Annotated in this window: 22 protein-coding genes and 1 tRNA gene; 11 read left to right on the top strand and 12 right to left on the bottom strand. The window is 60.3% G+C overall.

The genetic code is table 11. The features are described from left to right. Window positions 1–26: 26 nt before the first annotated feature. Window positions 27–1,802, top strand: a complete 1,776-nt coding sequence (locus EWV35_RS01110; protein WP_129657395.1) for a bifunctional 3'-5' exonuclease/DNA polymerase — start codon at window positions 27–29, stop codon at window positions 1,800–1,802. A 62-nt stretch (window positions 1,803–1,864) separates the two neighbouring features. On the opposite strand, the gene EWV35_RS01105 is transcribed toward EWV35_RS01110, so the two are convergent. Continuing rightward, window positions 1,865–2,605, bottom strand: coding sequence for an NUDIX hydrolase (locus tag EWV35_RS01105; protein WP_342210822.1), 741 nt, complete (start codon window positions 2,603–2,605; stop codon window positions 1,865–1,867). Next, window positions 2,595–3,473, bottom strand: coding sequence for an endonuclease III (gene nth / locus EWV35_RS01100; RefSeq protein ID WP_129657393.1), 879 nt, complete (start codon window positions 3,471–3,473; stop codon window positions 2,595–2,597). The genes EWV35_RS01105 and nth overlap by 11 nt, the downstream gene beginning before the upstream one ends. A 191-nt stretch (window positions 3,474–3,664) precedes the next feature. Here nth and acs point away from each other — a divergent pair, with 191 nt between their 5' ends. Together acs and aroQ are read left to right on the top strand one after the other, a co-directional pair. Next, window positions 3,665–5,602, top strand: a complete 1,938-nt coding sequence (acs, locus tag EWV35_RS01095) for an acetate--CoA ligase (protein WP_238653991.1) — start codon at window positions 3,665–3,667, stop codon at window positions 5,600–5,602. Between the two features lie 88 nt (window positions 5,603–5,690). Then, window positions 5,691–6,122 carry a type II 3-dehydroquinate dehydratase gene (gene aroQ / locus EWV35_RS01090; protein WP_129657391.1) on the top strand — a complete coding sequence of 144 codons (432 nt, stop codon included), beginning with the start codon at window positions 5,691–5,693 and terminating at the stop codon, window positions 6,120–6,122. 39 nt (window positions 6,123–6,161) lie between these two features. On the opposite strand, the gene EWV35_RS01085 is transcribed toward aroQ, so the two are convergent. After that, entirely contained in the window at window positions 6,162–7,340 is a 1,179-nt protein-coding gene (locus tag EWV35_RS01085) for a MarP family serine protease (protein WP_129657389.1), read from the bottom strand. A 286-nt stretch (window positions 7,341–7,626) separates the two neighbouring features. Between EWV35_RS01085 and EWV35_RS01080 the strand changes: the two genes are divergently transcribed. Continuing rightward, window positions 7,627–8,304 (top strand): Crp/Fnr family transcriptional regulator, encoded by a 678-nt coding sequence (locus EWV35_RS01080; protein WP_129359050.1) that lies wholly within the window; start codon window positions 7,627–7,629, stop codon window positions 8,302–8,304. Window positions 8,305–8,390: 86 nt separating this feature from the next. On the opposite strand, the gene EWV35_RS01075 is transcribed toward EWV35_RS01080, so the two are convergent. From EWV35_RS01075 to EWV35_RS01065, 3 genes are all read right to left on the bottom strand, one after another. After that, window positions 8,391–9,089: an NUDIX hydrolase gene (locus EWV35_RS01075; RefSeq protein ID WP_238653989.1), complete on the bottom strand. Its 699-nt coding sequence runs from the start codon at window positions 9,087–9,089 to the stop codon at window positions 8,391–8,393. Window positions 9,090–9,363: 274 nt separating this feature from the next. Further along, the gene (locus EWV35_RS01070; protein WP_129658208.1) at window positions 9,364–9,840 is read right to left on the bottom strand and encodes a RidA family protein; all 477 of its coding nucleotides are present in this window, start codon (window positions 9,838–9,840) and stop codon (window positions 9,364–9,366) included. A gap of 10 nt (window positions 9,841–9,850) precedes the next feature. Next, window positions 9,851–10,051: a hypothetical protein gene (locus EWV35_RS01065; protein ID WP_129359046.1), complete on the bottom strand. Its 201-nt coding sequence runs from the start codon at window positions 10,049–10,051 to the stop codon at window positions 9,851–9,853. A gap of 200 nt (window positions 10,052–10,251) precedes the next feature. On the opposite strand from EWV35_RS01065, the gene EWV35_RS01060 reads away from it, so the two are divergent. The 6 genes from EWV35_RS01060 (at window position 10,252) to EWV35_RS01035 (ending at window position 20,355) form a co-directional block, all read left to right on the top strand. After that, entirely contained in the window at window positions 10,252–12,405 is a 2,154-nt protein-coding gene (locus EWV35_RS01060) for a transglycosylase domain-containing protein (RefSeq protein ID WP_129657387.1), read from the top strand. A gap of 6 nt (window positions 12,406–12,411) precedes the next feature. After that, the gene (locus EWV35_RS01055) at window positions 12,412–13,365 is read left to right on the top strand and encodes a metallophosphoesterase (protein WP_129657385.1); all 954 of its coding nucleotides are present in this window, start codon (window positions 12,412–12,414) and stop codon (window positions 13,363–13,365) included. Between the two features lie 78 nt (window positions 13,366–13,443). Next, window positions 13,444–15,372, top strand: a complete 1,929-nt coding sequence (locus tag EWV35_RS01050) for an ABC transporter ATP-binding protein (RefSeq protein WP_129657383.1) — start codon at window positions 13,444–13,446, stop codon at window positions 15,370–15,372. Further along, complete coding sequence (locus EWV35_RS01045) at window positions 15,365–17,203, top strand: ABC transporter ATP-binding protein (RefSeq protein WP_129657381.1); 1,839 nt, start codon at window positions 15,365–15,367, stop codon at window positions 17,201–17,203. Before EWV35_RS01050 ends, EWV35_RS01045 begins: the two co-directional genes overlap by 8 nt. A gap of 25 nt (window positions 17,204–17,228) precedes the next feature. Then, window positions 17,229–20,156, top strand: a complete 2,928-nt coding sequence (locus EWV35_RS01040) for an FAD-binding and (Fe-S)-binding domain-containing protein (RefSeq protein WP_129657379.1) — start codon at window positions 17,229–17,231, stop codon at window positions 20,154–20,156. Window positions 20,157–20,278: 122 nt separating this feature from the next. Further along, window positions 20,279–20,355 (top strand) — tRNA-Pro (locus tag EWV35_RS01035). A 112-nt stretch (window positions 20,356–20,467) separates the two neighbouring features. Here the strand turns inward: EWV35_RS01035 and EWV35_RS01030 are convergent. Next, entirely contained in the window at window positions 20,468–21,955 is a 1,488-nt protein-coding gene (locus EWV35_RS01030) for an MFS transporter (RefSeq protein WP_129657377.1), read from the bottom strand. Between the two features lie 176 nt (window positions 21,956–22,131). Between EWV35_RS01030 and EWV35_RS01025 the strand changes: the two genes are divergently transcribed. Next, window positions 22,132–23,199 (top strand): NAD(P)-dependent alcohol dehydrogenase, encoded by a 1,068-nt coding sequence (locus EWV35_RS01025; protein ID WP_129657375.1) that lies wholly within the window; start codon window positions 22,132–22,134, stop codon window positions 23,197–23,199. 123 nt (window positions 23,200–23,322) lie between these two features. On the opposite strand, the gene EWV35_RS01020 is transcribed toward EWV35_RS01025, so the two are convergent. From EWV35_RS01020 to EWV35_RS01000, 5 genes are all read right to left on the bottom strand, one after another. Then, entirely contained in the window at window positions 23,323–23,883 is a 561-nt protein-coding gene (locus tag EWV35_RS01020) for a hypothetical protein (RefSeq protein WP_129657372.1), read from the bottom strand. 109 nt (window positions 23,884–23,992) lie between these two features. Continuing rightward, window positions 23,993–24,334 carry a hypothetical protein gene (locus EWV35_RS01015; protein WP_129657370.1) on the bottom strand — a complete coding sequence of 114 codons (342 nt, stop codon included), beginning with the start codon at window positions 24,332–24,334 and terminating at the stop codon, window positions 23,993–23,995. Next, window positions 24,331–24,645, bottom strand: coding sequence for an ATP-binding cassette domain-containing protein (locus EWV35_RS01010; protein ID WP_129657368.1), 315 nt, complete (start codon window positions 24,643–24,645; stop codon window positions 24,331–24,333). Before EWV35_RS01010 ends, EWV35_RS01015 begins: the two co-directional genes overlap by 4 nt. A gap of 89 nt (window positions 24,646–24,734) precedes the next feature. Then, a complete protein-coding gene (locus EWV35_RS01005) occupies window positions 24,735–24,995 on the bottom strand; it encodes an ATP-binding cassette domain-containing protein (protein ID WP_274542929.1) in 261 nt (86 codons plus the stop codon). A gap of 143 nt (window positions 24,996–25,138) precedes the next feature. Continuing rightward, window positions 25,139–25,342, bottom strand: coding sequence for a hypothetical protein (locus tag EWV35_RS01000; RefSeq protein WP_129657364.1), 204 nt, complete (start codon window positions 25,340–25,342; stop codon window positions 25,139–25,141). Window positions 25,343–25,492 lie beyond the last annotated feature (150 nt).

Here is a 25,492-nt window from a genome sequence, read left to right as displayed (position 1 = left end):
TCGTGGAGAGCGGGATAATAGTTGACATGCTCATCGTGATTGGCCCCGAAGACCCCAGTACTGCTCCGGATACGGACGCAGCCACCTGGCGCGCCATCACGGTCGAAGACGGAAAAAGCGGTTCTACTCGACGCTTCGGACGGGAACAATTGCCACAATTCGTCCGAGCGGTTCTTCAAAACTCTCACCGCCCGGAACGAATGCGATGGGTCTGGTCTTCCACTGCTGCCGTGTATCCGGCTTTGCTCCGGGCCGGTGTCTCGGTGTCGAGGTGCTGGGATCTGGCGTTGGGCCAAGAGATCTTGAGCAATGCCGCGACTCTGCCCAGTAACGGCATTGACTACGCTCCGGTCGTCGATATCAGCAAGGACTCCGGTCCCCTACCTACCGACCGCTTGCCGGTCCCTCGCGTCGACCCGCATCAGATCTCGCTCTTTGACGCGCCTTCTCCTTCCCACACCCCGCAAGAAGCCACCGTTGACGATCTCCTCGCGGAGTTCCAGGCACAATATCGAGCAGTCGAGGAAGCGCCGGAGCGACGGCGCCTTCGGCTCCTGCTCGCAGCAGAATCACAAGGTTCTCTGATTGCCGCGGAGATGTATCAGGAAGGCTTACCGTGGAACGCCGAGATACACCGGCAAATCCTGGACGACCGTCTGGGACCGATGCCACCGGAGGGCAAGCGTCCGGCCCGGATGCAGGAGCTCGCAGAAAGCATAGGAATAATGCTCGGGTCGAGCCATCTCAATCCTGATTCGCCCCAAGAGCTCCTGCGCGCGCTCAATTCGGCGGGGGTCGAGGTGGCCTCAACCCGGAAATGGGATCTCGTGGCTTGGGCGGAGCACGGTGGAACACGTGCGGAATCCCGCAAAGAACTCATTGCCCCGCTACTCAAATACAAACAGCTGTACCGGCTCTGGACCGCAAACGGTTGGCATTGGCTGGATGAATGGGTTCAGGACGGCAGATTCCATGCAGCCTACGTGGTAGGAGGCGTCGTCACTGGTCGCTGGGCCGCACACGGCGGCGGGGCCATGCAAATTCCGCAGACAGTCAGAGATGCCGTCCGGGCTGATCCCGATCACGTTCTAACCGTTGCGGATGCGTCCCAGGTCGAACCTCGTATCCTTGCGGCCATGTCGGGTGATGGCGCTCTGGCCGTCGCAGGACAAGGTAAGGACCTGTATGTAGGAATCACAGAAATCGGTCGTAGGACAGGTTCGGCCCTCAAGGACAGGCCAGCGGCCAAGGTAGCCCTTCTGGGCGCGATGTACGGAGCCACCTCCGGGGAAGCCGGCGCGCTCGTCCCCCATCTCAAGCGCTTGTTCCCCGAAGCAATCGACCTTGTCGAGGCAGCCGCCGCTGTGGGCGAACGGGGCGGTCAAGTAACCACGTGGCTCGGTCGTACTTCTCCGCTGCCGGACCAACGGTGGTTCGACGCCGTCCGAGACGTCAGTACCGCATCTTCGGAATCGCGTTCCCGAGCCATGTCGCGGTCGCAGGGCCGATTCACACGTAACTTCGTCGTTCAGGGGACTGCGGCCGAGTGGGCCATGTGCTGGATGGGTGAAATCCGACGACGGTTGCGGTCCGGAGGAGAAGGAGGCTCGCCGCTGCGAACCTCGCTGGTCTTTTTCGTTCACGACGAAGTAGTCCTCCACGGCCCGGCCTCCGAGGCCGACAGCGTGGCACAAATCGTCACCGAGGCCGCGGGCGCGGCCGGCAGGTTGTTGTTCGGCAATGCTCCGGTCGATTTCCCTCTCACGGTCGCGACCGTCGGTTCCTATGCGGACGCGAAATGACCCAGGCCGGTCGACTCTTCCGGCATTGCAGGCTCTTGGGTCCGCCATCGACACCGCAGCTGTCACATGGGCGCCGGCACCATTCGGGTTCGGTCCCAATCCTGGTCCCAGCCGAGTTCGTGAAGAACGCGATCCAGAACCACTCCGGTGAACCCCCAGATCGTGACGGGCCGCGAGGCCTGGACTATGTCAAAGGCCGGTGACCTGTATGTTTTCGGACCCCGGGTCACGGTGGCGTAATGCCGATTCTGCGGATCGATCAAGTCGCGCACTGGCACACGGAAAACCTGTGAAGACTCCGCATTGTCCACTACCGCAACACGAGACGGTTCCTTCCACCAGCCCAGCACCGGCGTAACCATGAAATTACTGACGGGCAACGGTACCGGAGCCAGTTTCCCCAAAACCTCGACCCCGTCACGGTCCAGCCCTGTCTCCTCGACGGCTTCCCGCAACGCCGCTTCAACGAACGAGTCCTCTGCTCGATGGTCTTCCGGGTCGACTTTTCCCCCGGGGAAGGCAGGCTGTCCCGCATGTTGGCGCAGGGAACCTGCCCGGACCACAATGAGGACGTCGAGGTCGGCGCCAACACCGGCGGAGGCGCCCGTGGTGGAGGTCGCCGGTGCGTCGTCAAGCACGCCGAAAAGGATGAGAACGGCAGCGTCCTTGGCGGTTTCTGGATCCATGCCCCCGATTCGCCACGGTTCTCTGTCCTCCATAATGATGCCCTGACCTCGCGCACCCAGACGCCGGAGGGCGTCGAGAGCGAATGCCTGAGTCGAACGTAAAGGGTCATACGCCAAGGCTGTATCCTTCCTCACGCAGTTGGCGCCGCGTCGCGCCTTCCAGGAACCGGCGATGAAGTTCTTCGCGCCCGGGCGCAAATTCGTACTGGAGCAATTCCACGGCGGCGTCTTCATCGGTTTCGCCCGAGCCGTAGGACGGGCACAGGTCCGCGATCGGACACACTCCACAGGCAGGCACACGGGAGTGACAGATCCGTCGACCGTGATAGATCAACCGGTGGGACAGCATTGTCCAGTCCCGCGGTTCGAACAATTCGGAAATATCGTGCTCGACCTTGGCCGGGTCCTTCTGGTCGGTAAATCCAAGTCGTCGGGCCAGACGCCCGAAGTGCGTGTCGACTGTCAGACCGGGAAGATCAAAAGCATTGCCCATGACCACGAATGCAGTCTTCCGCCCTACGCCGGCGAGTTTGGTGAGCTCCTCAAGGGTTCCGGGGACCTCTCCGTCGTAATCGTCGACGATCTGCCCCGCAAGTTTGATGATCGAACGCGCCTTGGCCCGGTAGAAACCCAATGAATGCACGATTTCCTCGATAGCCTCATGGTCGGCCGCCGCGAGCGCTTGTGCATCCGGATACGCTGCGAACAGCTTCTGCGTCACCATGTTGACCTTGATGTCCGTGGTTTGTGCAGACAGGACCGTCGCGACCACGAGTTCGAAGGGGTTCTCGAAATCCAATTCGGCGACCGCGTAGGGGTAGGTCTGCCCCAGAATCCGATTAATTTTTCGTGCCCTGCGCACCAATCCCAGCTGCGTCTCCTGTTTGCCGAGTCTACGTCGTCGAGCCGCGCCTGCCCTCGCCTTGTCCTCAGGTACGTGTCGAATTTCAAGGCTGGGACGGGCATGGTCGTGTGCAGTGGTCATATTGGTCAAGCCTACCCAGAGCAGTGAGGCGCTGCGAAGCGGGGCAACGATCTGGAGGCCTGGCTGACCAGGGGATTTTCCTGCCTGCGAAACGCGGTCGCTCCAGTGATCCCAGTCACGAGATCTCTATTACAGTGGTTGCAAGGAACTTTCGCGGTTTTCCTGACCGCTTCGACCAGAAAGGAAGAAAAGTGAGCGAGACTCCTCAGACTTTTCCGCCCAACCAGGACTTCGCCGCACAAGCCAACGCTGGGGCTGACCTCTATGACCAGGCTTCTTCGCAAGGCACCGAGTTCTGGGCCGAGCAGGCGAAGCGATTCCTGCACTGGGACAAAGAATTCACGCAGACCCTGGACTGGTCCAATCCTCCATTCGCCAAGTGGTTCGGGGATGGCGAGCTCAACGCCGCATATAACGCAGTCGACCGGCACGTCGAGGCCGGTAACGGGGACCGGGTGGCGATTTATTTCGAAGGCGAGCCGGGCGACAGCCGCACCTACACTTACCAAGATCTCAAGGACGAGGTCTCGCGGGCGGCCAACGCGTTCCAGGAACTCGGGATAGAGAAAGGGGACCGCGTCGCCGTTTACCTCCCGATGATTCCGGAGGCCGTCATCACAATGCTCGCGTGCGCACGCATCGGCGCGGTACATTCGGTGATCTTCGGAGGGTTCTCGGCCGACGCCATTCGCTCGCGTGTTGAGGACGGTGAAGCGAAACTCGTGGTCACCGCGGACGGGTCCTTCCGCCGGGGCCAGCCGACACAGCTTAAATCCACCGTGGACAAGGCCCTGGCGAAGGGCGGAGGCAGCGTAGAGCATGTCCTCGTGGTCAAGCGCAACAGCGAGGACGTCGATTGGTCCGAAGGACGTGACGTCTGGTGGCACGAGACGGTGGAGAAGGCCTCCGCAGAACACCAGCCGGTGCCGAATAACGCCGAGGATCCGCTCTTCATCCTCTACACCTCCGGCACGACCGGCAAGCCCAAGGGAATTCTGCACACCACAGGCGGATATTTGGCCCATGCCGCGTACACGCATTACAACGTATTCGACATCAAGCCCGAGACTGATGTCTACTGGTGCACCGCCGACGTCGGGTGGGTCACCGGGCACACCTACATCACCTATGGGCCTCTGCTCAACGGCTCGACCCAGGTCATTTACGAAGGAACCCCGAATTCTCCGCACCGTGGACGTTTCTGGGAAATTGTCGACAAGTATGGGGTCACGATCATGTACACCTCCCCCACGGCGATCCGGACCATGATGAAGTGGGGCGAGGAAATTCCGGAACAGTACAAGCTCGATTCATTGCGACTCCTCGGAACCGTCGGCGAGGCTATCAACCCCGAGGCCTGGCTGTGGTTCCATCGCGTGATCGGCAAGGAACGTTGCCCCATCGTCGACACCTGGTGGCAGACCGAGACGGGAGGCATCATGATCTCTCAGCTTCCCGGCATCACGGAAGCCAAGCCCGGTTCGGCTCAGCGGCCGTTGCCAGGCGTAAGCGCCGAAGTTGTGGACGAATCCGGGCAGAAGCTCGAGAACGGCAGGTCGGGTCTGCTCGTCCTGACCGAACCCTGGCCGTCGATGTTGCGGACCATTTGGGGCGACGACCAGCGGTTCGTCGACACGTACTGGTCACGCTTCGACGAAAAAACCTACTTCGCCGGTGACGGCGCCAAACGTGACGAAGACGGCGACATCTGGGTTCTTGGCCGTGTGGACGATGTCATGAACGTTTCCGGTCATCGACTTTCGACACCGGAGATCGAGTCGGCACTTGTTTCTCATCATTCTGTTGCCGAGGCAGCAGTGGTCGGAGCCACCGACGAGACGACCGGACAAGCCGTGATCGCCTTTGTTATTCTCTCGGACGAAGCCGCCGCGGAGGGCCGCGATACCGAAGAGCTTGCAGCGGAGATCCGCGCTCACGTCGGCGAAGAGATTTCCCCTATCGCCAAGCCGAAAAAGGTTCTGATTGTTCCCGAGCTGCCGAAGACCCGTTCGGGCAAGATCATGCGCCGCCTTCTGAAGGACGTGGCAGAAGACCGCCCGGTCGGAGACGTCTCGACGCTCGCCGATCAGACGGTCATGGACCAGATCACCCAGACGCTCAGCAAATAGAGGAGAACAGCTCCGGTGCCAGGCGGCCGTACCTCGTTATAACGAGGCACGGCCGCCTGGCTGTGTGACAACGTGAAAGAATGACGGCATGAACAAACCGATCTTCGTGCTCAATGGCCCCAACCTGAATCTCCTTGGCGTACGCAAACCGGAGATCTATGGATCCACGACGCTTTCGGATATCGAGTCCACCGTTCGACAGCGAGCGCAGGAGCTGGGCCTCGGGATCGAATTCATGCAGTCAAACCACGAGGGCACTCTGGTCGACGAGATCCAGCGGGCGCGTTCCGAGGCGGCCAGCATTATCATCAACCCGGCCGCATTCACGCATTACTCCGTCGCGATTCATGATGCCTTGGAAGCCGCGGAGCTCCCGGTCGTCGAGGTGCACCTTTCGAACGTTCACCGACGAGAGGAATTCCGCCACCGCTCCTTCGTCTCGTTACAGGCCGAGACCGTGATCGCTGGGGCCGGCGCCTTCGGATACATCATGGCGTTGGAGTATCTGGCACAGCGTTAGCCTCGTAGTCTGCTTGCCCCGCAACCGCCCTGCTCTGAATCAGCCGGTCGTGCACTGCCCCGTCGGGACCGGTTCGGTCAGGGAATCAATACTGTCCAGGACCGGAGCGAGTTCCGTCATGGACAGCGCATAACCGGTTTCGCCCTGCGTGGCCTTGGCAAAGATGACTCCGATGACTTGGCCCTGACTGTTCAGAAGGGGCCCGCCCGAGTTGCCCTGCTCGACGTTGGCGGCCAGTTGGTAAATCTCACGGGGCTTGCTGGTCGACCCGTCTTCGCCCGTCGTGGCGTTGTAACCCAGGCCCTGGATCGAGGCGGAGCGCGACGTAAAAGGCCCACCCAAGGGGTATCCCATGAAATTCGCCAGTTCCCCGGCCTGCCCGTTGTCTCCGGCTTTCAGCGGGGAAGCTTCGAGGCCGGGAACGTCGAGAACTGCCAGGTCCGTCGAAGCATCGTAGTAGACGGTCTTGCCTTCGAAGCTCTGCCCCTGGCGGGTCTGAACCAAGGGGTTGTTCACGCCGGCGACAACGTGTGCGTTAGTCACGACTTTGTTCGGGGCGGCCACAAAACCTGAGCCGGACTGGTTCTGCGCGCAAGCCTCGGCGGTTCCATTGATTTTGAGGACCGAATCCGATGCACTGCGCAAAGAATCGGAATCAGGCGTTTCTGAAGGGGCGGCCTGTTGCGGGAAGAGCTGCTCGTCGAGACGAGGTATCCCCGACTGTTGCAGAACGGCGGCTCTTGCCTGCGCGATAGCCTGCTGAACTGGTGTGGGTGTCGCGGATTCCAGTCCGGAGACCACCTTGGAATTTCCGATCGTCGTGGTGATCGCCGAGACTCCCAGTTGGGCTGCGGAGAAGCTGAGTACAACAATCACCAGCGCGCATGTCAGAACGTTGAGGAAGGCACCGCCGATTCGATCGATGATGCCGAGGCCCGTTTTCTCGGTGAGCCTCCGCAGCGGACGGCCGATGGCCAGCCCCAATGCCTGCCCGATGAGGATCAGCAAGCCGATGCTGGCGATCGCGACGACGATTCTCCAACCTCCGTGGACGTGCCCCACCAGCAACGGAGTCACGTAGAAAGCTGCAACTGCGCCGAAGACGAATCCGATCACGGACCCCAACGTCATGAAGAAGCCGCGTGAATAACCCGCGATGAAGTAGGCCAGCAGGATCAGGATGAGGATCCAGTCCAGAATCGTGAGGTCGGTCAGCATGATCACCAATCGTCGCGGTCACACCCCGAGGATCACAGCGGTCGGGGTGGCTCACAATGTTAGTCGCCGCTCCTGGAAAGAACCTAAGCCAATTCGACGTTCAGCAACCTTTATGCGAGGATGTGGGCTCGTCTGTGGCGGATTCGACACACAACTTATACAGTGGATTTTGGATACGTTGAATTTGTCACACGAGTAGCCGACGTCGCGCCCATCCCGATTGACCATACGAGATGGAGTGGACGCGTGCGGCGGGCATTAAAGACCCGGATCAATGAGGAGAATTATGGATATCGAGGTTCTGCGCAGGGCGCCCCTTTTCGCAACACTGGATGATGAAGCTTTCGCCGCGCTAACCGAGGAATTGACCGAGGTGGACTTGTCCCGCGGTGCGACGTTGTTCTACGAGGGCGATCCGGGCGACCAGCTCTACTTCGTCGTCTCCGGCAAGATCAAATTGGGTCGCACGGCCTCCGACGGCCGCGAAAACCTCGTAGCGATCATGGGTCCGGGCGAGATTTTCGGCGAGATGGCTCTGTTCGATCCGGGCCCTCGCTCGACCTCGGCAACCGCGGTCTCCGAGTCCCGCTTGGCCGGCGTCAAGCACTCCAGCCTCAAGAAGGCCATGGACCGCAGCCCGTCCATCTCGGGCCAGGTCCTGCAGGCTCTCGCCCGTCGTCTCCGCCGCACCAACGAGAACCTTGCCGATCTGGTCTTCTCAGACGTCCCCGGCCGCGTCTCCAAGGCGCTCCTGGACCTCGCCGATCGATTCGGTCGTCCGGCAACTGACGGCATCCTGGTCGCTCACGAGCTCACGCAGGAAGAGCTCGCACAGCTCGTCGGGGCTTCCCGCGAGACCGTCAACAAGGCCTTGGCCGAATTCGTGCAGCGCGGTTGGATCCGGCTCGAAGCCCGCGCCGTCGTCATCCTCGACCTCCAGCGCCTGCGTCAGCGGAGCCGCTAGACGTTCCACGGAACGTGCTTGCGTACTGTGGTGCTGAAAGGGGCCGGGCATGTGCACCCGGCCCCTTTTTTATGCGCACATGCAGTCTACGAGCCCTTTGCCCTGGTCTTGACGGCCTCTCGCGGCGGGGTGAAGGCCAACATGAGCTGGCCGCCCTTTTCGACGAGTGCCGGTTTCTTGACGTGGACCTGACGTTTCTTCGTCAGAAAAGCAATAGTCGTTTGACAGGTCGCGACGGATTCGAGAACGCACAGGGTCCCCGGCGTCATCAACTCTTCAAGTGATTTCCCGCGGGTGTCCTCCAGGTCGATCTCGTCCCCCAGAACCGTCGACGTTCTGTCCGCGACCAATTCGCGTGCGGGAACCCAACGTCCCCAAACACCTTTCGACGCCAGAAGTTTCGGGCGTTGACCCACGGGAACGACGGAGGCAAAGAAATGCGTGTCGAATCGCCGATGGGAGAAGTCAGGCGTCTGCCACCGGCCGAGGGGCTTCAGGAGATCCGTCCGGACTTTGAGTCCCCCGCGCTTGAGATAAGCGATGAAGCCCAGCTCGTGCCCGGCAATATCTTCCCGCGAGGCCATCGTTTCGCTGGCTTCCGTGTATTCGACGGTGTCTTGCTCATTCGGCCCGGCAAGCAGGACACCGACTTCCTCGAAGCTTTCGCGAATAGCCGTAACGACCGCACTCCTGGCCTCGACGACGTCGTCGTGCCCCAGTTTCTGTGCCCACTGCGCGGGTGTAGGCCCGTACCACCCCACGGGATCGTGGTCCTCCGGTTCCACTGCACCGCCGGGAAAACAGACACGACCCAGAGGGGACGCCGGTGTCGTCCTGTAGGTGAGAAACGTCTCAAGCCCGTCTTTTCCCTCGCGGATATAGACGACCGACGCAGCCGTTTTCGCCTGGCAGCAAGCAGACCTATCTTCTTCCGCCATCCACGCTCGTGCGGCGGTGGCCTCACGCGAAGTCAGCGGAAAATAATAGTCACCGGCGGGCCGAGGGCAGGATGCTGGGCCGGTTTTCGCGGTTACCCGGTTGACGGGCAGTGCGAGAGGGTTAGGCAAATTCAACGATGAGTTCCACTTCAACGGGTACGTCGAGAGGAAGGACGGCGACGCCGACAGCTGACCGGGCGTGAACCCCGGCTTCCTCGAAGGCCTTACCATACAACTCCGACGCGCCATTGAGAACCTGAGCCTGACCCGTGAATTCCGGAACGGAACTGACGAAACCCGTGACCTTGACGATTCGGCGCACTCGGTCGAGATCACCGATCACAGACTTCACGGCGGCCAAGGTGTTGAGCGCGCACACTCGAGCTTGGGCCTGAGCGTCTTCAAGGCTGACCGTTCCCGGCTCGCCGCCGTCGGAGACCTTGCCTTTGAACGCGAAGTCACCGTTCTGGACCGGGATCTGACCGGAAGTGTAGACGTAGTTCCCCGACACCACGGCGGGCACATAGGACGCTACGGGGACGGCAACGTCCGGAACCACAAGCCCTTCGGCCGCCAATCGCTCCTCAACCTTCGACATGGCCATGGTCTTAACCCTCCTTGGGGCGCTTGAAGTAGGCGATGGGGTTCGCCTGGGTCGGCGCGACCATGTTGCCCGACGGCGCATCGCCTGCCGGCGCAGCCCCCGGGAGGACCGTAACGAGCTCCCACCCGTCCTGGCCCCAGTTGTCGAGGATCTGTTTGGTTGCGTGGATCATGAGCGGCACTGTCGCGTATTCCCATTGAGTCATGGTCCCAGCCTATCCACCCCCGCAACGCCGCGCTATTCCTGAGCTTCGGCGCCCTGAAAGGCAGATTGCCCAGCCCAGCACAAAGTAGACTTTGGGTGCTCTCCCAGCGCTCATTCAGCGCAGTCTTGGACACGGAGTGATTTGTCCCCAGAGGGGCCCAGAGGCGCACGTTTTCCTATATCGACTTGTATGCTGTTGGAATGGCTTCACCCAAGAAATCCGCTCGGCAGCGTGACCGACGAACTCCGAGCGACTTCATTCAGTTCCTTGCCCTCAGTATTGTTGCGGGGTTCGTAACCGCTGGCCTCCTGATTCCGCCGGCGGCCACAGCCGGTTTGACCGCGAGCGCCTCAATCAACTGGTTCAAAGGACTCCCTGATGACCTCTCCGCAGGCCCACTGTCTAAACCGTCGACGATTCTGACGAGTGACGGGCAGAAGATCGCGACGTTCTATTCAGAGAATCGCAGCGAAGTCCCGCTGGACCAGATCTCCGACAACATGGTCAACGCCCAGCTGTCCATCGAGGATGACAGCTTCTATGACCATGGAGGTGTGGACGCATTCGGTATCGGACGTGCCCTGTTGAATAACGTCGTCCACCCTGGCTCGCGCCAGGGCGCTTCTACGATCACCCAGCAATACGTGAATAACCTGCTGATTGATCAGGCGACCCAGAGCGGTGAGGACGCCACCACAACCATGGGCGCCAATAAGGGCATGCTGGACAAGATCAAGGAAATGAAGCTCTCCATCTCGATGGAGCAGAACAAGTCGAAGGACGAGATCCTCAACGGCTATTTGAACCTGGTCAATTACGGCGGAAGCAATTACGGCGTCCAGGCCGCCGCGAAGTATTACTGGGGCATCGATGCGAAGGATCTCAACGTCCAGCAATCAGCATTGTTGGCCGGAATGGTTCAGTCCCCTGCCTATTACGATCCTCAAGCCAATCCCAAGGCCGCCACGGATCGGCGCAATACCGTGCTGCACACTATGCTCCAGCACGGAAAGATTTCGCAGGACCAATACGATCAGGCCAAGGACGCTCCGCTGGACTTGGACATTCACACCACGGAGTCGGGCTGTGAAGCCGCAACCGACGCCCCGTACTTCTGTGATTACGTCCGCAATGAGTTCTTGCAGGACAAACGGTTCGGCGACAACAGTGACGAACGTCGGGCACTGTTGACGCGTGGTGGTTTGACCATCAAGACGACCTTGAAGAGCAAGGACCAGAAGACTGCCCAGGACCAGGTGAACCAGACCCAGCCCACGGACGACAACCCGGATTCTGTGAGCACCTCGCTCGTCTCGGTCCAGCCGGGTACGGGGAACATCCTTTCGATGGCCCAGAACTCCAACTACAACAATGGCGAGGGAGTCGGGAACACGGTGTACAACTACAACGTGGACTCTGCCATGGGCGGCACACCAGGGTTCCAGCCCGGTTCGACTTTCAAGGCCTTCTCCCTGACCGAGTGGATCAAGGAAGGCAACGGCGTGAACTCGACGATCGATGCTTCCAAGTTGAGCTATCCAGCGGGAACCAAATGGAGAGCCAGCTGCAAACCCGGCGGATCGGTGGAGAACCCAGGCGCCAATGGGGCTTGGTCGTTCCAAAACGCTGAGGAAGGGTACAACAAGTCCATGACGGTCAATGAGGGCCTCTACAACTCGATCAACTCGGCCCTCTACGCGATGGACAACTATCTGGATCTCTGCAACATCGGCAAGACCGCTCAGGACCTTGGCGTGGTCAAGGGTGACGGCTCCGGAGACCAAATCCAAACCCAGGATTCCCTGGCCTCGCTCATTGGTACGGAGAATGTTGCTCCTATGGCCATGGCCAATGCTTTCGCGACCTACGCCTCGGAAGGCAAGTACTGCTCACCGCGTTCGATTGAGAGCATTACCGACCGCAAGGGCCAGGCCATGGACGTTTCTCCGGTTTCTTGTAACCAGGCCATCGACCCTGACGTCGCCCGAGGTGTGAGCTTCGTTTTGAAGAACGTTTTGACCAAGGGTTCTGCCTACCAACGAGGGATCGGGTTGGAGAACGCTTCGGCAGCCAAGACGGGTACCACGGACGATTCCACGCAAACCTGGACCGTAGGTTACACCCGCGGCGTTGCTACGGCATCGTGGGTGGGCAACGTGGACCTCGGTTCACGTTCCCTCAACGGGCTTCGGATCGGCGGTCAGACCAAGGATTACGTGGACGGTGCGACGTACGCGGGTCGGCAGTGGCAGGACTACATGAAGGCTGTATCCCGCGACTACAACACGGATCCCTTCACCAATCCTTCGGACCAGGTCCAGAGTGACGAGATCAAGTCACAGAAGGCGGAGTAGCCAACGGTGAACCGATTTCACCATTCGGCGGCCTCCGGCACAGCTTCGATCCTCACCGCGGCTTTCAGGAGCGCGGGAATCGGGGTTGCGTCGGGGGCCGCCGTCGTTGCGTACGGTCATTGTGTCGAATTGAACCGATTCCACGTCAGGGAGGAAACCTTGCAGGTACTCCCTGCCGGTGCCCCTTCCCTCCGGGTTCTGCATATATCGGATATGCATATGATTCCGGGACAGCGGCGCAAGACCGAGTTCATGCACTCGCTGGCCGACCTGAATCCCGACTTGGTCATCAATACGGGAGACAATCTCAGCCATCTCGACGGACTGGCACCGTTGTTGACCGCACTGGATCCGCTGTTGGAGTTCCCGGGAGTCTACGTGCCCGGTTCCAACTGCTATTTCGCTCCCATGCTCAAGAATCCGGCCCGTTACCTGTGGAAGCACACGGGGGATGAAAAGAGGGATGAGCGTGCTCCAGACGTCTTGCCTTTTGCGCAGATGCACCAGGCCTTTGACGACCACGGCTGGGTAGGTCTGATCAACCGTGCCCGCAGTCTTCGCGTCCAGGGGATTCGCCTGGATTTCTCCGGCGTCGACGACCCCCATTTGGGTTACGACAGTCATCCGGGATTCCCTCCCCCTGATGGAGCACGCGAGGAACCCTCGTTACGCATTGGGGTGATGCACGCCCCTTATATGCGCACGATTCGGCGTTTTGTCGATGACGGCGCGGAGCTCATGATGGCTGGCCACACCCATGGGGGCCAAATCTGTCTTCCAGGGGGGCGTGCCATCGTCTCCAACTGTGATCTCGATCCTTCACGGGCCAAAGGAATCTCTTACGATGAGGGCGTCCCCCTCGAGGTGACGGCGGGTCTCGGCACCTCGAGATACGCGGCCGTCCGGTTGTTCTGCCCTCCGGAGGCGGTGCTGCTTCATCTGACCGCCCGACCCGCCTAGCGACTGCCCCCTCGACTCCGGGTTCCCCCGAGGCGAACCCAGGTCTAACCGGCAAAAACGAAGAGTATCGTTTGCTTCGTGCAGCGCAGTCAGACCCCGGGAGCCCAGCAGTTGTTGTCCGGGTACATCGCACCTATTCGCACCAAGCTCGTCTTGGGCATCATTTCTGCCGTGGCGGCGACTTTGATGGGGCTGGCGATTCCTCAAGCGCTCCGCTTCGTGGTCGAGTCGATCCAGAGCCCCAGCTCCGGGGCGGCCTCGGTGTGGGGCGGTGGGGCGCTCGTGGCCGCCCTAGGCTTCTTGCAAGTCGTGTTCATCTGGCTGCGTCGCTACCTCATCATGGACCAAGCACTCCACATGGAGATGCGCATGCGCGAGGCGCTCTTCGAGAAACTTGCCCGCCTCCCAGTCTCTTTTCACGATCAGTGGTCTTCCGGCCAGCTGCTCTCCCGGTCTACGTCGGATCTCGGGCTCATTCGTCGCTGGTTCAGCTTCGGAATCCCCAATTTGACGTTGATCGTCGTCACCGTCGTCGTCGGCGTTGGGCTCATGGCGTTCGATGCCTGGCCGCTCGCGCTCATCTACCTGCTTTGCGTCCTTCCTGTGCTCGTGATCATCGCTCGGTCCATGAAACGTGTCCGCGCACTGACTCGGGAAGTCCAGCAACGGGCAGGGGATCTCGCGACGTCCGTCGAGGAATCCGTGCACGGCATCCGGGTGCTCAAGGCACATGGAAGAGGCGAGCATTCCCTGAAGGAATTCTCCGATCAGGCACAGGAACTGCGGCTCACTGAGATCTCCCGAACCAGAGCAATGGCGTCCCTCTCGGCTCGGACATGGCTCGTTCCCGAAATCATGATGGCAATATCCCTGCTCGTCGCGGGCTGGATCTACATGAACGGCCTGCTGAGCGTCGGTGACGCGGTGGCTTTCCTCGGGACGGCGGTCATCGTGACCGGCCGGCTGCGCAGCGCAGGCATGATCATCAATCTCTATGAGGCCTCCCATGTTGCGGCGGAGCGACACCGGCAGGTCATGACCCAGCCGGATGAAGAGTCAGTTCCGGTCCTCGGCGTCACTCATCCGGCTGCGGGCTGGGATCCTGACGACCTGGATGCGATGCCTCCGCCGGCCGCATCCTTGGCGTTCGACGGAGTGAGCTTCGCCTACCCGAAAGACTCCGGAGGGAGCCGCAGCGCGTTCGACACGTCGGGGGCAGGTACGACGAACGACATCCGGGCATCGGAGAGGGCAACAATGGTCCTCGAAGATGTCTCCTTCGACGTATGCCCTGGAGAAACCGTCGCTCTGGTCGGAACCACCGGCTCAGGAAAGTCCACGATTCTGTCCCTCGTGGATCGTCTCTACTCCCCCTCGACAGGACGAATACTGGTGGACGGCAAGGACACGGCGGATTGGGCTCTCGACGAGCTCCGTTCACAAATCGCCATCGCTTTCGAAGAACCCACGTTGTTCTCGACGAGCATTCGAGAGAACGTCCTCTTCGGCCTGCCTGAGCCTGTGGGCCGTGGCCAGGAGCCCATCGATTGGGAAGACCTCGACGACGCCCGTCGAACCAAACGTCAGAAAATCCTGTCCGAAGCGCTCCACGTCGCGGACGCCGCATTTGCACTGACTCTTCCGAACGGCGTCGAGACCCAGATCGGGGAAGAAGGTCTGAGCCTCTCCGGCGGACAACGTCAGCGCATCGCCCTGGCACGGGCGATCGCGGCCCACCCGAGGATCCTGCTGTTGGACGACCCGTTGTCGGCCCTGGACACCAAAACCGAGGAGACCGTCGTCAGACGACTGCGCGAGACACTGACGAATACGACCACACTTCTCACGGCGCACCGCCCATCCACCGTGGCATTGGCGGACAGGGTCGCGCTCTTGGACGAGGGCAAGATCATCGCTTACGGGACCCACCGAGAGCTCATGTCGCGGGCCGAGTACCGACACATCATGACGGCAGAAAACACCCTCGAGGAGGGCTACCGTGAGTGAACGACGCGCCGAAGGCGTAGGTGTCCGCAATGAGGACAAAATCGATCTGACCAAGAGCGAGAGCAAGGCCGTTCGCAAACGGTCCTTCCGCTTGCTGGCCTCCCTCGTCAAGCCGGTTCTCTGGCCTGCTGTGGGGACGTTGGCCCTGGTCATCGTGTCCGAGGGATTAGGCGCATTGGGTCCCGCGCTGACCGGCTGGGGCATCGACATCGGATTGCCTCAATTGAAGCAAGGCCATCCGGCGGCGCTGATTGCGATAGTCGTCGCATATATCGTCTCGGCGGTGATATCTGCCCTGACGGTCTACCTGAACGAGACGATCACCGCCAAAATTTCTCAATCGATCCTGTACCGGATTCGGCGTAGAACCTTTGCGCACGTCCAACGGCTCAGTCTGGATTTCCACGAGAAGTACACCTCGGGCCGCGTGATTTCCCGCCTCACCTCCGATTTGGAGACGATGCGTGAATTCCTGGATTCGGGGCTCTCGCAGATCGCCTCCTCGTTGTTGTCGATGGTCATGATGGCCGTCATCGTGATCGCCCTCGACTGGCACTCCGCTGTCGTGATCGGAATCGCGCTGATACCGATGATCGCGCTGACGGTCTGGTTCAGAAAGAGATCCGAGGTCCAGTACAGAGCCCAACGCATCTCATCTGCCCAACTGATCGGCAACTTCACGGAAACCATGACCGGTATTCGCGCCGTCATGGCCTTCCGTCGCCAACCGAGTGCACGGCGTTCCTACATGAAATTCGCGGATCGATACCGGCAACAGAACCTCAGATCGGTCCGTCTCTTCGGCATATACATGCCGGGAGTCATGCTGCTGTCCAACCTGACGGTCGCGGTAGTCCTGGTCGTTGGAGGGTACAACGTTCTGCACGGTGTTATCGCGGTCGGGGCACTCTTGTCCCTGGTGCTCTATACGCAACGGATTTTCGACCCGCTGATGGATCTCTCGAGCTTCTACAACACGCTCCAGTCCGCTACGGCTGCGCTCGAAAAGGTCTCCGGTCTTCTTCAAGAGCGCCCCAGCGTCGCAGACCCCGACCGGCCACGCGCTCCGGGAGGCACCTCAGAGTCTCGTGGCAGATTGCAATTCGACCAAGTCACGTTCAGTTATCGCGAGGAATCCACCAACCCGGTCCTGCCCACCCTCGATCTGAACATTCCGGCTGGCCAAAAAGTCGCCCTCGTCGGCCAGACGGGCGCAGGCAAGTCGACCATCGCAAAACTGATTGCCCGGTTTTACGACGTCAGTTCGGGGAGGATTCTTTTGGACGGCGTAGACCTACGGGATCTGCGAGATACCGATCTTCGCCAAGAGATTGTCATGGTCACTCAGGAGTCGTACCTCTTCTCGGGTTCGGTGGCCGACAACATCGCCCTGGGACGCCCCGGCGCGACTCGCTCGGAAATTGTCCGGGCTGCTCAGCAAGTGGGTGCGGACGAGTTCATTCGCAAACTGCCCGAAGGGTACGATACGGATCTCAATAGACGCGGCGGACGGGTTTCGGCAGGTCAACGGCAGTTGCTGTCATTTGCCCGCGCTTTCCTGGCGGATCCGGCCGTCCTGATTCTGGACGAGGCAACCGCATCCATGGATCTGCCTTCCGAGAAGCTCGTGCAGCGCGGTCTGTCCGAGCTGTTGGGCGGCCGAACCGCCGTCGTCATCGCCCATCGTCTGTCGACCATCTTGGATTCGGACCGCGTGCTGGTCGTCGCCGACGGTCGCGTGGTCGAGGACGGATCCCCTCAGACCTTGATCGACGCGGGCGGACGATTCTCGGAGTTGCATGAGGCATGGCTATCCTCCGTAGAACGGTGATTGCCACCCTCCTAAGATGGAAAACATGAGCTCCACCACACCGTTGACACCACCCGCGCATTCCCCGCTCACCGTATCGGAGGCCCCGCCGAGCCCCGATTTCGAAGCCCTCGCGGAGAGTCTTGAGGCCGGCTCCAGCGCCGCGGCGTCTTCGAAGGAAATTGACCGGCTCGCTATGGCGCACGACGCATCGCATTATCTTCTGGTTCCTCAAGGTATTGTGCGACCGCGTTCGGCAGACGACGTCGCCGCCGTCATGTCTTCGGCGTCGAAAGCCGGGTTGCCCGTCACCTTCCGGTCGGGCGGCACCAGCCTTTCCGGCCAGGCCGTCTCCGACGGGGTCATGGTCGACACTCGCCGAGCGTTCCGCGGGCTTGAGGTGTTGGACGATGGCCGGAAAGTTCGTGTGCAGCCCGGCGCTACCGTCGGAGCGGTGAACGGCGCTCTTCGACGGTACGGACGGAAAATCGGGCCCGACCCCGCTTCCTCGTCCGCGTGCACAATCGGCGGGGTGGTCGCGAACAATTCCTCAGGGATGTCCTGCGGAACCGAGTTCAATACGTACCGGACCCTGGATTCCATGGTCTTGATCCTTCCCTCGGGGACCATGATCGACACGTCGGAGGCCGACGCGGATGCTCAATTGCGTCGGCGAGAACCGCAAATCCACGAAGGGTTACGACGATTGCGACGCCGGGTGGTCGAGAACCCGGAATCGCGTCGTATCATCGCGCATCAGTATTCGATGAAAAACACGATGGGTTACGGGATCAACGCGTTCCTCGATTTCGAGGAACCGTTGCGCATTCTCGAGCATTTGATTATCGGTTCCGAAGGGACCCTCGGCTTCGTGGCATCCGCAACCTTCAGAACCCAGGAGATACTTCCCTCCGCATCGACCGGGCTCTTGGTCTTTCCGGACCTCATCTCGGCGACTTCCACGGTTCCTGGCCTCGTCGAGGCCGGTATGGCGACCGTCGAACTCCTCGACTCGACCTCGATTCGCGTGGCCCAGCGCTCGGGCAAGGTCGCCAACGCTCTGGCCCAGGTCGACGTCGACCAGCACGCGGCCCTGTTGGTGGAGTTCCAGGCCACGACCCCCGAGGAAGTCGTTGAAAGGCACGAGGGCGCTCGCTCGATGCTGGAGTCCTTGGATCTTTCATCTCCTGCGGAGATGACCACGGATCCCGGTCAACGCTCTCTCTTGTGGGCGGCTCGGAACAACTTGTACGCGACCGTGGCGGGCAACCGACCCACCGGAACCAACGCACTGCTCGAGGACGTTGTGGTCCCCGTAGGGACCCTAGGGGAGACCTGCCGAGACCTCGGCACCATGTTCGACGCGCACGGGTACGAGGATTCGGTGATCTTTGGCCACGCGAAGGACGGCAATATCCATTTCATGCTCAACGAGCGCTTCTCGGAGCCCAGCAAGCTGGAACGCTACCGCGAGTTCACCGAAGACATGGTTTCGCTGATCTTGGGAAATCAGGGGTCGCTCAAAGCCGAGCACGGGACGGGCCGCATTATGGCTCCGTACGTGCGCCGTCAGTTCGGGGACGAGTTGTACGGGGTCATGTGCGAGGTCAAACGCTTGATCGATCCGAGCAGCATGCTGAACCCCGGCGTCGTCATCAACGACGATCCGGATGCGTATGTGCAGAACCTCAAGGTTGCGGAGACCGTCGAGGAAGAGGTAGACCGTTGTGTCGAGTGCGGCTATTGCGAGCCGGTATGCCCTTCCCAAGACCTCACGCTGACTCCTCGGCAACGGATCGTGATGCGTCGGGAGCTCGAGGCAGCACGGGCGCGAGGGGATCACGCTCTCGTCCGGAAGCTGGAGGCCGACTGGGACTATGAAGGCGAACAGACCTGCGCCGTGGACGGCATGTGTGTCACCCGCTGCCCCGTGGACATCAACACGGGTGACTTGATTCGCCGTTTGCGCTCGGAAAAACAGCAGCCCACCGAGAGCGCAGGGTGGAAGGTCGCGGCCGAAAATTGGGGTCCCGCAAATATCGCAGCCAATTATGGGCTGCGCGCAGCCAAGCGCCTCCCCTGGCCCGTGCCGGTCGCCGCGACGAAACTGGGCCGGAAAATCGTTGGCGAAGACGTCATCCCCCAGTACAACAAGCAATTGCCCTCGGGTGGCCGACGCCGTGCGAGTCGCGTCGATGGCGGAGCCACCTTCGTTTTCTTCCCAGCCTGCGTCAATTCGATGTTCGGTGCGGTCGATGGGGCAGGGGCCCCTGCCGCGGAGAGCGCGACGTCATCGCTGATGAATTTGGCTCATCGAGCCGGCTTGCGGTGGAACACGCCGGAAGGCATCGATTCGATGTGCTGCGGGACGCCGTGGAAGTCCAAGGGGTTCACCGATGGTTATTCCGTGATGTCCGATCGGGTGCTGGAGGGGCTCTGGTCTGCGACCCGCGGCGGAGAATTGCCCGTCGTGTGCGATGCGTCGTCGTGCACCGAGGGGCTCGAAACCATGAAGTCCAAGGTGCTCGACGCCGCGACCACAGGCTCCCAGCAGGCTCCGGATGGCGAGGTTCGGGACTTCTCACGGATCCGATTCGTCGACTCGGTCGAATTCGTCGCGACGGCGATCTTGCCGCTCCTCAAGATCCATCGGAAGCTCGACTCACTGGTCCTGCATCCGACGTGTTCGCTGACCCATTTGGGTCTGGGGCCTCAGCTCGAGGAGCTGGGCAACGCCGTTGCCGAGGAATGCCACGTTCCGCTCGAATGGGGCTGTTGCGCCTATGCGGGCGACCGCGGCATGCTCCATCCTGAGCTCACCCAATCCGCAACCCGCGCCGAGGCAACCGAGGTCAATGCGCGACACTACTCGGCCTATGCTTCGTCGAACCGGACTTGCGAACAAGGCATGACCGAAGCCACCGGACACACATACCAGAACATTCTGCAGCTCGTGGAGTGGGCCAGCCGATAGCCGGAGGGAACACGACGTGCCCGGGGCCACTCTCGGCCGGTTTGCCGGGCTATGGTGGATCCGCTATTCTAGAGAAGTTGCTTGACGCGATATTCGGGTTTCCCGTGCGGACAAGTCAACATCGGGATGTGGCGCAGCTTGGTAGCGCGCGTCGTTCGGGACGACGAGGTCGCAGGTTCAAATCCTGTCATCCCGACCACCTGTTCGAGCCGCGAGATCATCAACATGATCTCGCGGCTCGAACTTTTTTGAGGCCGTAGGTCCATCCGAGATGAGCCTACGGCCTCTTGAGTTTCGAGACCCGTATCCGGCTACGAGGCGACGCGTTCTTCCCGACGCCCCTGAACCAAGTCGCGAATCCCGATGCACCCGGCGAGGATCACCACGACCGCAATCACGAGAAGCCCGACGACCATCGCCGTCGACCAATCGGACTTGGCAACCAGGGCGAAGACGATTCCGGTGATTGCCGCGATGCCGATGGACGTGCCCACGCGTTGCCCGGTCTGGAGGACGCCTCCGGCCGACCCCGCGTAACGCATCGGAACATCGGCCAAGGTCAGTGTCTGATTCGGGCTTACGACGAGGCCCTGGCCGCCACCGACGAAGGTCAGGCTGAGAAGCATCCACCACTCGCTGAGGCCAATTCGTCCGTGGAGGAAAACCAGCAATGCTGTCACCAGCAATCCGAATAGGACCGAACTCATTCCGATCAGTACCAGGGGACGGCCGATTTTCACGATGTATCGACCCGCGACCGGTGCACTGATGGCACTTGCGGTCGCCGCGGGGAGACCCATCATCCCGGATGCCAGAGCCGTGTGTCCCAGACCTGACTGCATGTAGAGGGCAACCAGAACCCAGATACTGGTGACACCGACGAAGTACAAACCGATCAGCATGGTTCCGTTGGCGAACGATCGGGTCTTGAACAGTTCCATGTCGATCATGGGTTCGCCACCGTTCCTCCGGTAACGCCTCTCCCAGAAGGCCCAGAAGACCAGCAGGGCTGCGGCCACGACGATGGACCCCCAGATCCACGGTCCGACCGAAGATTCCACGAACGGGAGCATTACGAGAAGCACGGCAAGACCGAAGGTCACCAGACCGACCGGGTCCAGATCGGCTTTTCGTTTGGGTGCGGCACTCGTCGGGTCGATGACTGGCAACGACGACGTCGAGTGCTCGGGAGGAACCGGTTTCCAAGCGGTATCCGGAAGCCAAGCCCTGACGAGCAAGAGGGCCACGATACAGATCGGAACGTTGACGAGGAAAGCTGCCCGCCAGCCTATTTCCTGCCCGAACAGGCTGATCAGAACGCCGCCGAGCACGGGACCGATGGCCACGGATACGCCGACGACGCCGCCGAACATTCCGAAGGCTTTGCCTCGTTGGGTCCCCTTGAAATATTGCTGAATGAGTCCAATGGCCTGCGGGTTGAGGAAACCCGACCCCAACCCCATCGCCACTCGGGCAATATTGAGCACGATGGCCGACGGCGCGAGCCCTGACACCAGAGCCCCCAGACCGAAGAGGCTGACACCCAGAATGAAAAGACGCCCCCTCCCGTACACATCCCCGGCACGGCCTGCCGCTACCAGGAGGACGCCGAATGCCAACGCGTAGCCGGAGAGGACCCATTGCAATTCGGAGCTGCTGGCACCGATGGACGTCTGCACGGCGGGAAGTACGACGTTGACGATGGACACGCTGAGCAGGGACATGAAGAGAGGCACCAGGGTCAGTGCCAGGATCCTCTTCTGCTCGGTGTTGAACTTTCCTGAGGAATCTAAGGGCATAACTTCTACTTCTACTCGGGCCAGTCCGGCACGTCCATGCCCGGTTGCACATCCTGAGTCATAATTCTGAGGAAACTCACACCCAATGATGCGTACGGCGAACGGCCCGGACATCACGGAGACATAGTCGTAGATTTATAAGTGATTCATCTAGTACGACTTCAGGAGACAGTTTCATGCCCATTTCAGTCAAGGCTCTCCAGAAAACCGGCCCGGACCAGCCGTTCAAGGTCGCCACGATCGACCGTCGCGATCCCCGGCCTGACGATGTCCTGATCGACATCAAAGCAGCCGGCATTTGCCACAGTGACATTCACACCATCCGCAACGAATGGGGCGAGGCTCATTTCCCGCTGACCGTCGGTCACGAGATTGCGGGTGTCGTCGAGGCCGTGGGCTCCGACGTGACCAAGTACAAGGTCGGAGATCGCGTCGGCGTCGGCTGCATGGTCAATTCCTGCGGCGAATGCGAGGAATGCCGAGACGGACAGGAACAGAACTGCACCCGTGGCGGAATGGTCGGTACATATGATTCCGAAGACGTCGACGGCAGCATCACGCAGGGTGGTTACGCGGAGAAGGTCGTGGTGAACCAGGACTTCGTTCTCCGCATCCCTGATGCCCTGGACTTCGACGTCGCCGCCCCGCTGCTGTGCGCCGGCATCACCACCTACTCGCCTCTTGCAACGTGGGATGCGGCACCGGGGAAGAAGGTCGCTGTTCTGGGTCTCGGTGGCTTGGGGCATATGGGTGTCCAGATCGCCGCTGCGAAGGGCGCCGAGGTGACGGTGTTGTCGCGCACGCTGAAGAAGGAACAGGATGCAAAGGAACTGGGCGCTACCCGAACCCTTGCCACGTCGGAGGAGGACTTCTTCAAGAATCATCGCGGTGAATTCGATCTGATCCTGAACACGATCTCCGCATCCATTCCGGTGGACAAGTACATGAGTTTGCTCAAGCCGCGGGGTGTCATGGCAGTCGTCGGTTTGCCGCCGGAGAAGCAGGAGTTCAGCTTCGGTTCGGTCATCGGCGGCCGCAAGGCGATTGCCGGTTCAAACATCGGCGGGATCCCTGAGACCCAGGAGATGCTCGACTTCTGCGCCGAGCATGGTTTCGGGGCCAAAATCGAGACGGTTTCGGTTCACGAGGTCGACGACGCTTACGATCGCGTCGTTGCCGGTGATGTGAAGTTCCGCTGCGTCATTGACACTTCCACGTTCGACGACGTCGAGGTCGAGGCCTGATCCTCACCACCTCGCCTTCCGGGACATCGCAACGTCCCGGCGTTCCGGGCGGCGCCTCCGGCCTTCGAAAGGCTGGAGGCGCCGCCCGGTTTTGCTTTTCTGATGCACTGTCTTCTCGCCCGCTTACAGGGATGGGTCTTCTACGCCCCTCTGGTAACTCGGTGCGGTTTCGGCGGCGTCCGTGATCGGCTCCCCGCTGAACGCAGGGTCACATGAGCGGAACCAGGTTCGAAGTCCTCGGCGGAGTCCCCTCCCGTCGCCGAAGCACGGAAGCAGAAATAGTCCGTGCCCCAGCCAGAACATGCTCATAGCCCTTTCCCCTACGGCGGCAATGACAAGCCCGAGGGCGATGCAAGTGCACGAACGTGAGATGGCAATACCAACCAACCACAACGGCGACATCTCTCCTTCCATGCCGACAGAGATCCTGAAGTTTGTGGTCTCAACCCAAACCGTAGAGACCCCAGGTGCTTTCGTGGCCAACACAAGGTGGGATGCCTCATGCAGGGTAAAAGGGAGAATCACGCCTCCCAGAAGGTAATACGTGAATCCGGACATCACCACAACAAGCGAGTCATTGTGGTCGAACACCGCAACCCAGGACGCGACCACCCAGCCGATTGCGTCAAACGCCAAAATCAACGTGAGGCGACCCATCACGACGAGAGCAATCAGAAACAGCATCCGAAAACAGTGCACGGGGATTCCTCACTCGACTCGGTGATTTGGAGGATCTAATCCAGCAAATTCCTCCTGTACGCTGCGAGTCTCCGATAAAAATACTGGGACAGGCTCACATCCGCACGCGGTTGGTGACGGGCAATTGGAATGTCAGAGCTAGAACTTCGTCGGATTTGGCAAATAGCACCTTGACGAACATGAAGAGAATAATCACCCACGTCATCGATGTGACGCCGGCGAGGCGCAGGAGCCAGACAGCCGCCGCAGACTCAATGTCCAAGTCCCGCAAGAAAACGTACGCCACCAATGACATGGCGGCCAGAGCAACGACCAACCCGGAAAGCAGGATAGCCCGCCTCAACCGGTTACGGAACAGGCCCGCCGATAGGACGCGCCGAACGAAGAAGGTTGCTAGATAACGGGTCAAAATGCCGATCGAAAGCGCAAGTTTCACCGCGGCTTCACTTCCGTGAGAAGCTCTTCGACCATACGGCCGAGGGTTCCGTAGTCCTGCACAAGGGTCGTCTTCGACTCGGACACGACAACGTTCCCCTGAATCATGAAGACAATCCGGTCAGCAATTCGCTCGAGTAGCCCTAAATCATGCGAACAGAGAAGCAGGCTGGACCCGTTTTTTGCGAGAGAGAACAGATCCGCCTCGCTACGTGCCAGCGCTTCGAGGTCCAGCCCGTTCAGCGTTTCATCGATCACCGTTAATTTACGACGTAATAACAAAGCCGAAACGAGCTGAAGCTTCTTCTTCATGCCGTGTGAGTAGTCCTCAATGAAATCGTGTGCCCTGAGACCCAAGGCGTAGCGGTCGAGAACCTCATGGACAGAGTTACTGCCGACCTCTAACTGTAGAGCTTGAACAACAGTTCAAGATATTCCATCCCGGTAAGAAACTCTGGCAGATCGTCATTATTCGATAAATAAATAGCTTCGCGTTTTGCTTTGAGGCCAGCATGGTCACTGCCACACACTGTCACACTTCCTGCAGCCGGTTGCAACACGTCAAAAATACACTTGATAAGAGTTGATTTCCCAGATCCATTCGGCCCGACAAGTCCTACTACCTCGTTATCGTCCATGTCTAGACGTATATCCTGAAGCAACAGAGCGGACCGTGTGTAGGAAAAGCTGAGATCTCGAATTGAGAGTAACGTGCAAGTTTCCCGCCAAACATATCGGTGCTGCCCGCACCGTCGAATCCTCCGCGACTACGGGCGGCTTTGAAGGGCCTCGAGACGCCAACCTCTCAACGGCGGCACTCCATCGACACCGAGAAACCGTTGGCCCAGCGCCAGTGACCGGTGAACCGACCATGGCGCTTAACCACGCACCACGCCGCCATACCCAAGAGAAGCGTCGCCCCCAGGGCCAGAAGAACTGCTACAAAGACAAGGAACCAAGCGTCGTAACGCAGAATTGCCTTGTCAAAGCCATGCTTCGCCGAGGACATGATCACATTTGTTCGACGATTAGCATATAAAGATTCTGTGATGTAGTGAACCTGAGGAGTACGTGCCGCATTCACTGCTTCATCCTTTCCGTGGGCCAGAATCTTCAGGTAGCAGCCAAAATTTTAACTACGTATGTGGCCTAAGACAAC

This window comes from Rothia uropygialis (assembly GCF_004137765.1).
In the GTDB taxonomy this organism is placed as follows: Bacteria; Actinomycetota; Actinomycetes; order Actinomycetales; family Micrococcaceae; genus Rothia.
The sequence above is the reverse complement of the archived record's forward strand: the minus strand, read 5'-3'. Positions and strand labels throughout refer to the sequence as shown.

Excerpts from the sequence above, each read along its gene's own strand:
- EWV35_RS01110 (WP_129657395.1), top strand. The coding sequence starts at position 27 with ATGCTCATCGTGATTGGCCCCGAAGACCCCAGTACTGCTCCGGATACG.
- nth (WP_129657393.1), bottom strand. The coding sequence starts at position 3,473 with ATGACCACTGCACACGACCATGCCCGTCCCAGCCTTGAAATTCGACAC.
- aroQ (WP_129657391.1), top strand. The coding sequence starts at position 5,691 with ATGAACAAACCGATCTTCGTGCTCAATGGCCCCAACCTGAATCTCCTT.
- EWV35_RS01085 (WP_129657389.1), bottom strand. The coding sequence starts at position 7,340 with ATGCTGACCGACCTCACGATTCTGGACTGGATCCTCATCCTGATCCTG.
- EWV35_RS01080 (WP_129359050.1), top strand. The coding sequence starts at position 7,627 with ATGGATATCGAGGTTCTGCGCAGGGCGCCCCTTTTCGCAACACTGGAT.
- EWV35_RS01070 (WP_129658208.1), bottom strand. The coding sequence starts at position 9,840 with ATGTCGAAGGTTGAGGAGCGATTGGCGGCCGAAGGGCTTGTGGTTCCG.
- EWV35_RS01065 (WP_129359046.1), bottom strand. The coding sequence starts at position 10,051 with ATGACTCAATGGGAATACGCGACAGTGCCGCTCATGATCCACGCAACC.
- EWV35_RS01060 (WP_129657387.1), top strand. The coding sequence starts at position 10,252 with ATGGCTTCACCCAAGAAATCCGCTCGGCAGCGTGACCGACGAACTCCG.
- EWV35_RS01040 (WP_129657379.1), top strand. The coding sequence starts at position 17,229 with ATGAGCTCCACCACACCGTTGACACCACCCGCGCATTCCCCGCTCACC.
- EWV35_RS01030 (WP_129657377.1), bottom strand. The coding sequence starts at position 21,955 with ATGCCCTTAGATTCCTCAGGAAAGTTCAACACCGAGCAGAAGAGGATC.
- EWV35_RS01025 (WP_129657375.1), top strand. The coding sequence starts at position 22,132 with ATGCCCATTTCAGTCAAGGCTCTCCAGAAAACCGGCCCGGACCAGCCG.
- EWV35_RS01020 (WP_129657372.1), bottom strand. The coding sequence starts at position 23,883 with ATGCTGTTTCTGATTGCTCTCGTCGTGATGGGTCGCCTCACGTTGATT.
- EWV35_RS01010 (WP_129657368.1), bottom strand. The coding sequence starts at position 24,645 with ATGAAGAAGAAGCTTCAGCTCGTTTCGGCTTTGTTATTACGTCGTAAA.
- EWV35_RS01000 (WP_129657364.1), bottom strand. The coding sequence starts at position 25,342 with ATGTCCTCGGCGAAGCATGGCTTTGACAAGGCAATTCTGCGTTACGAC.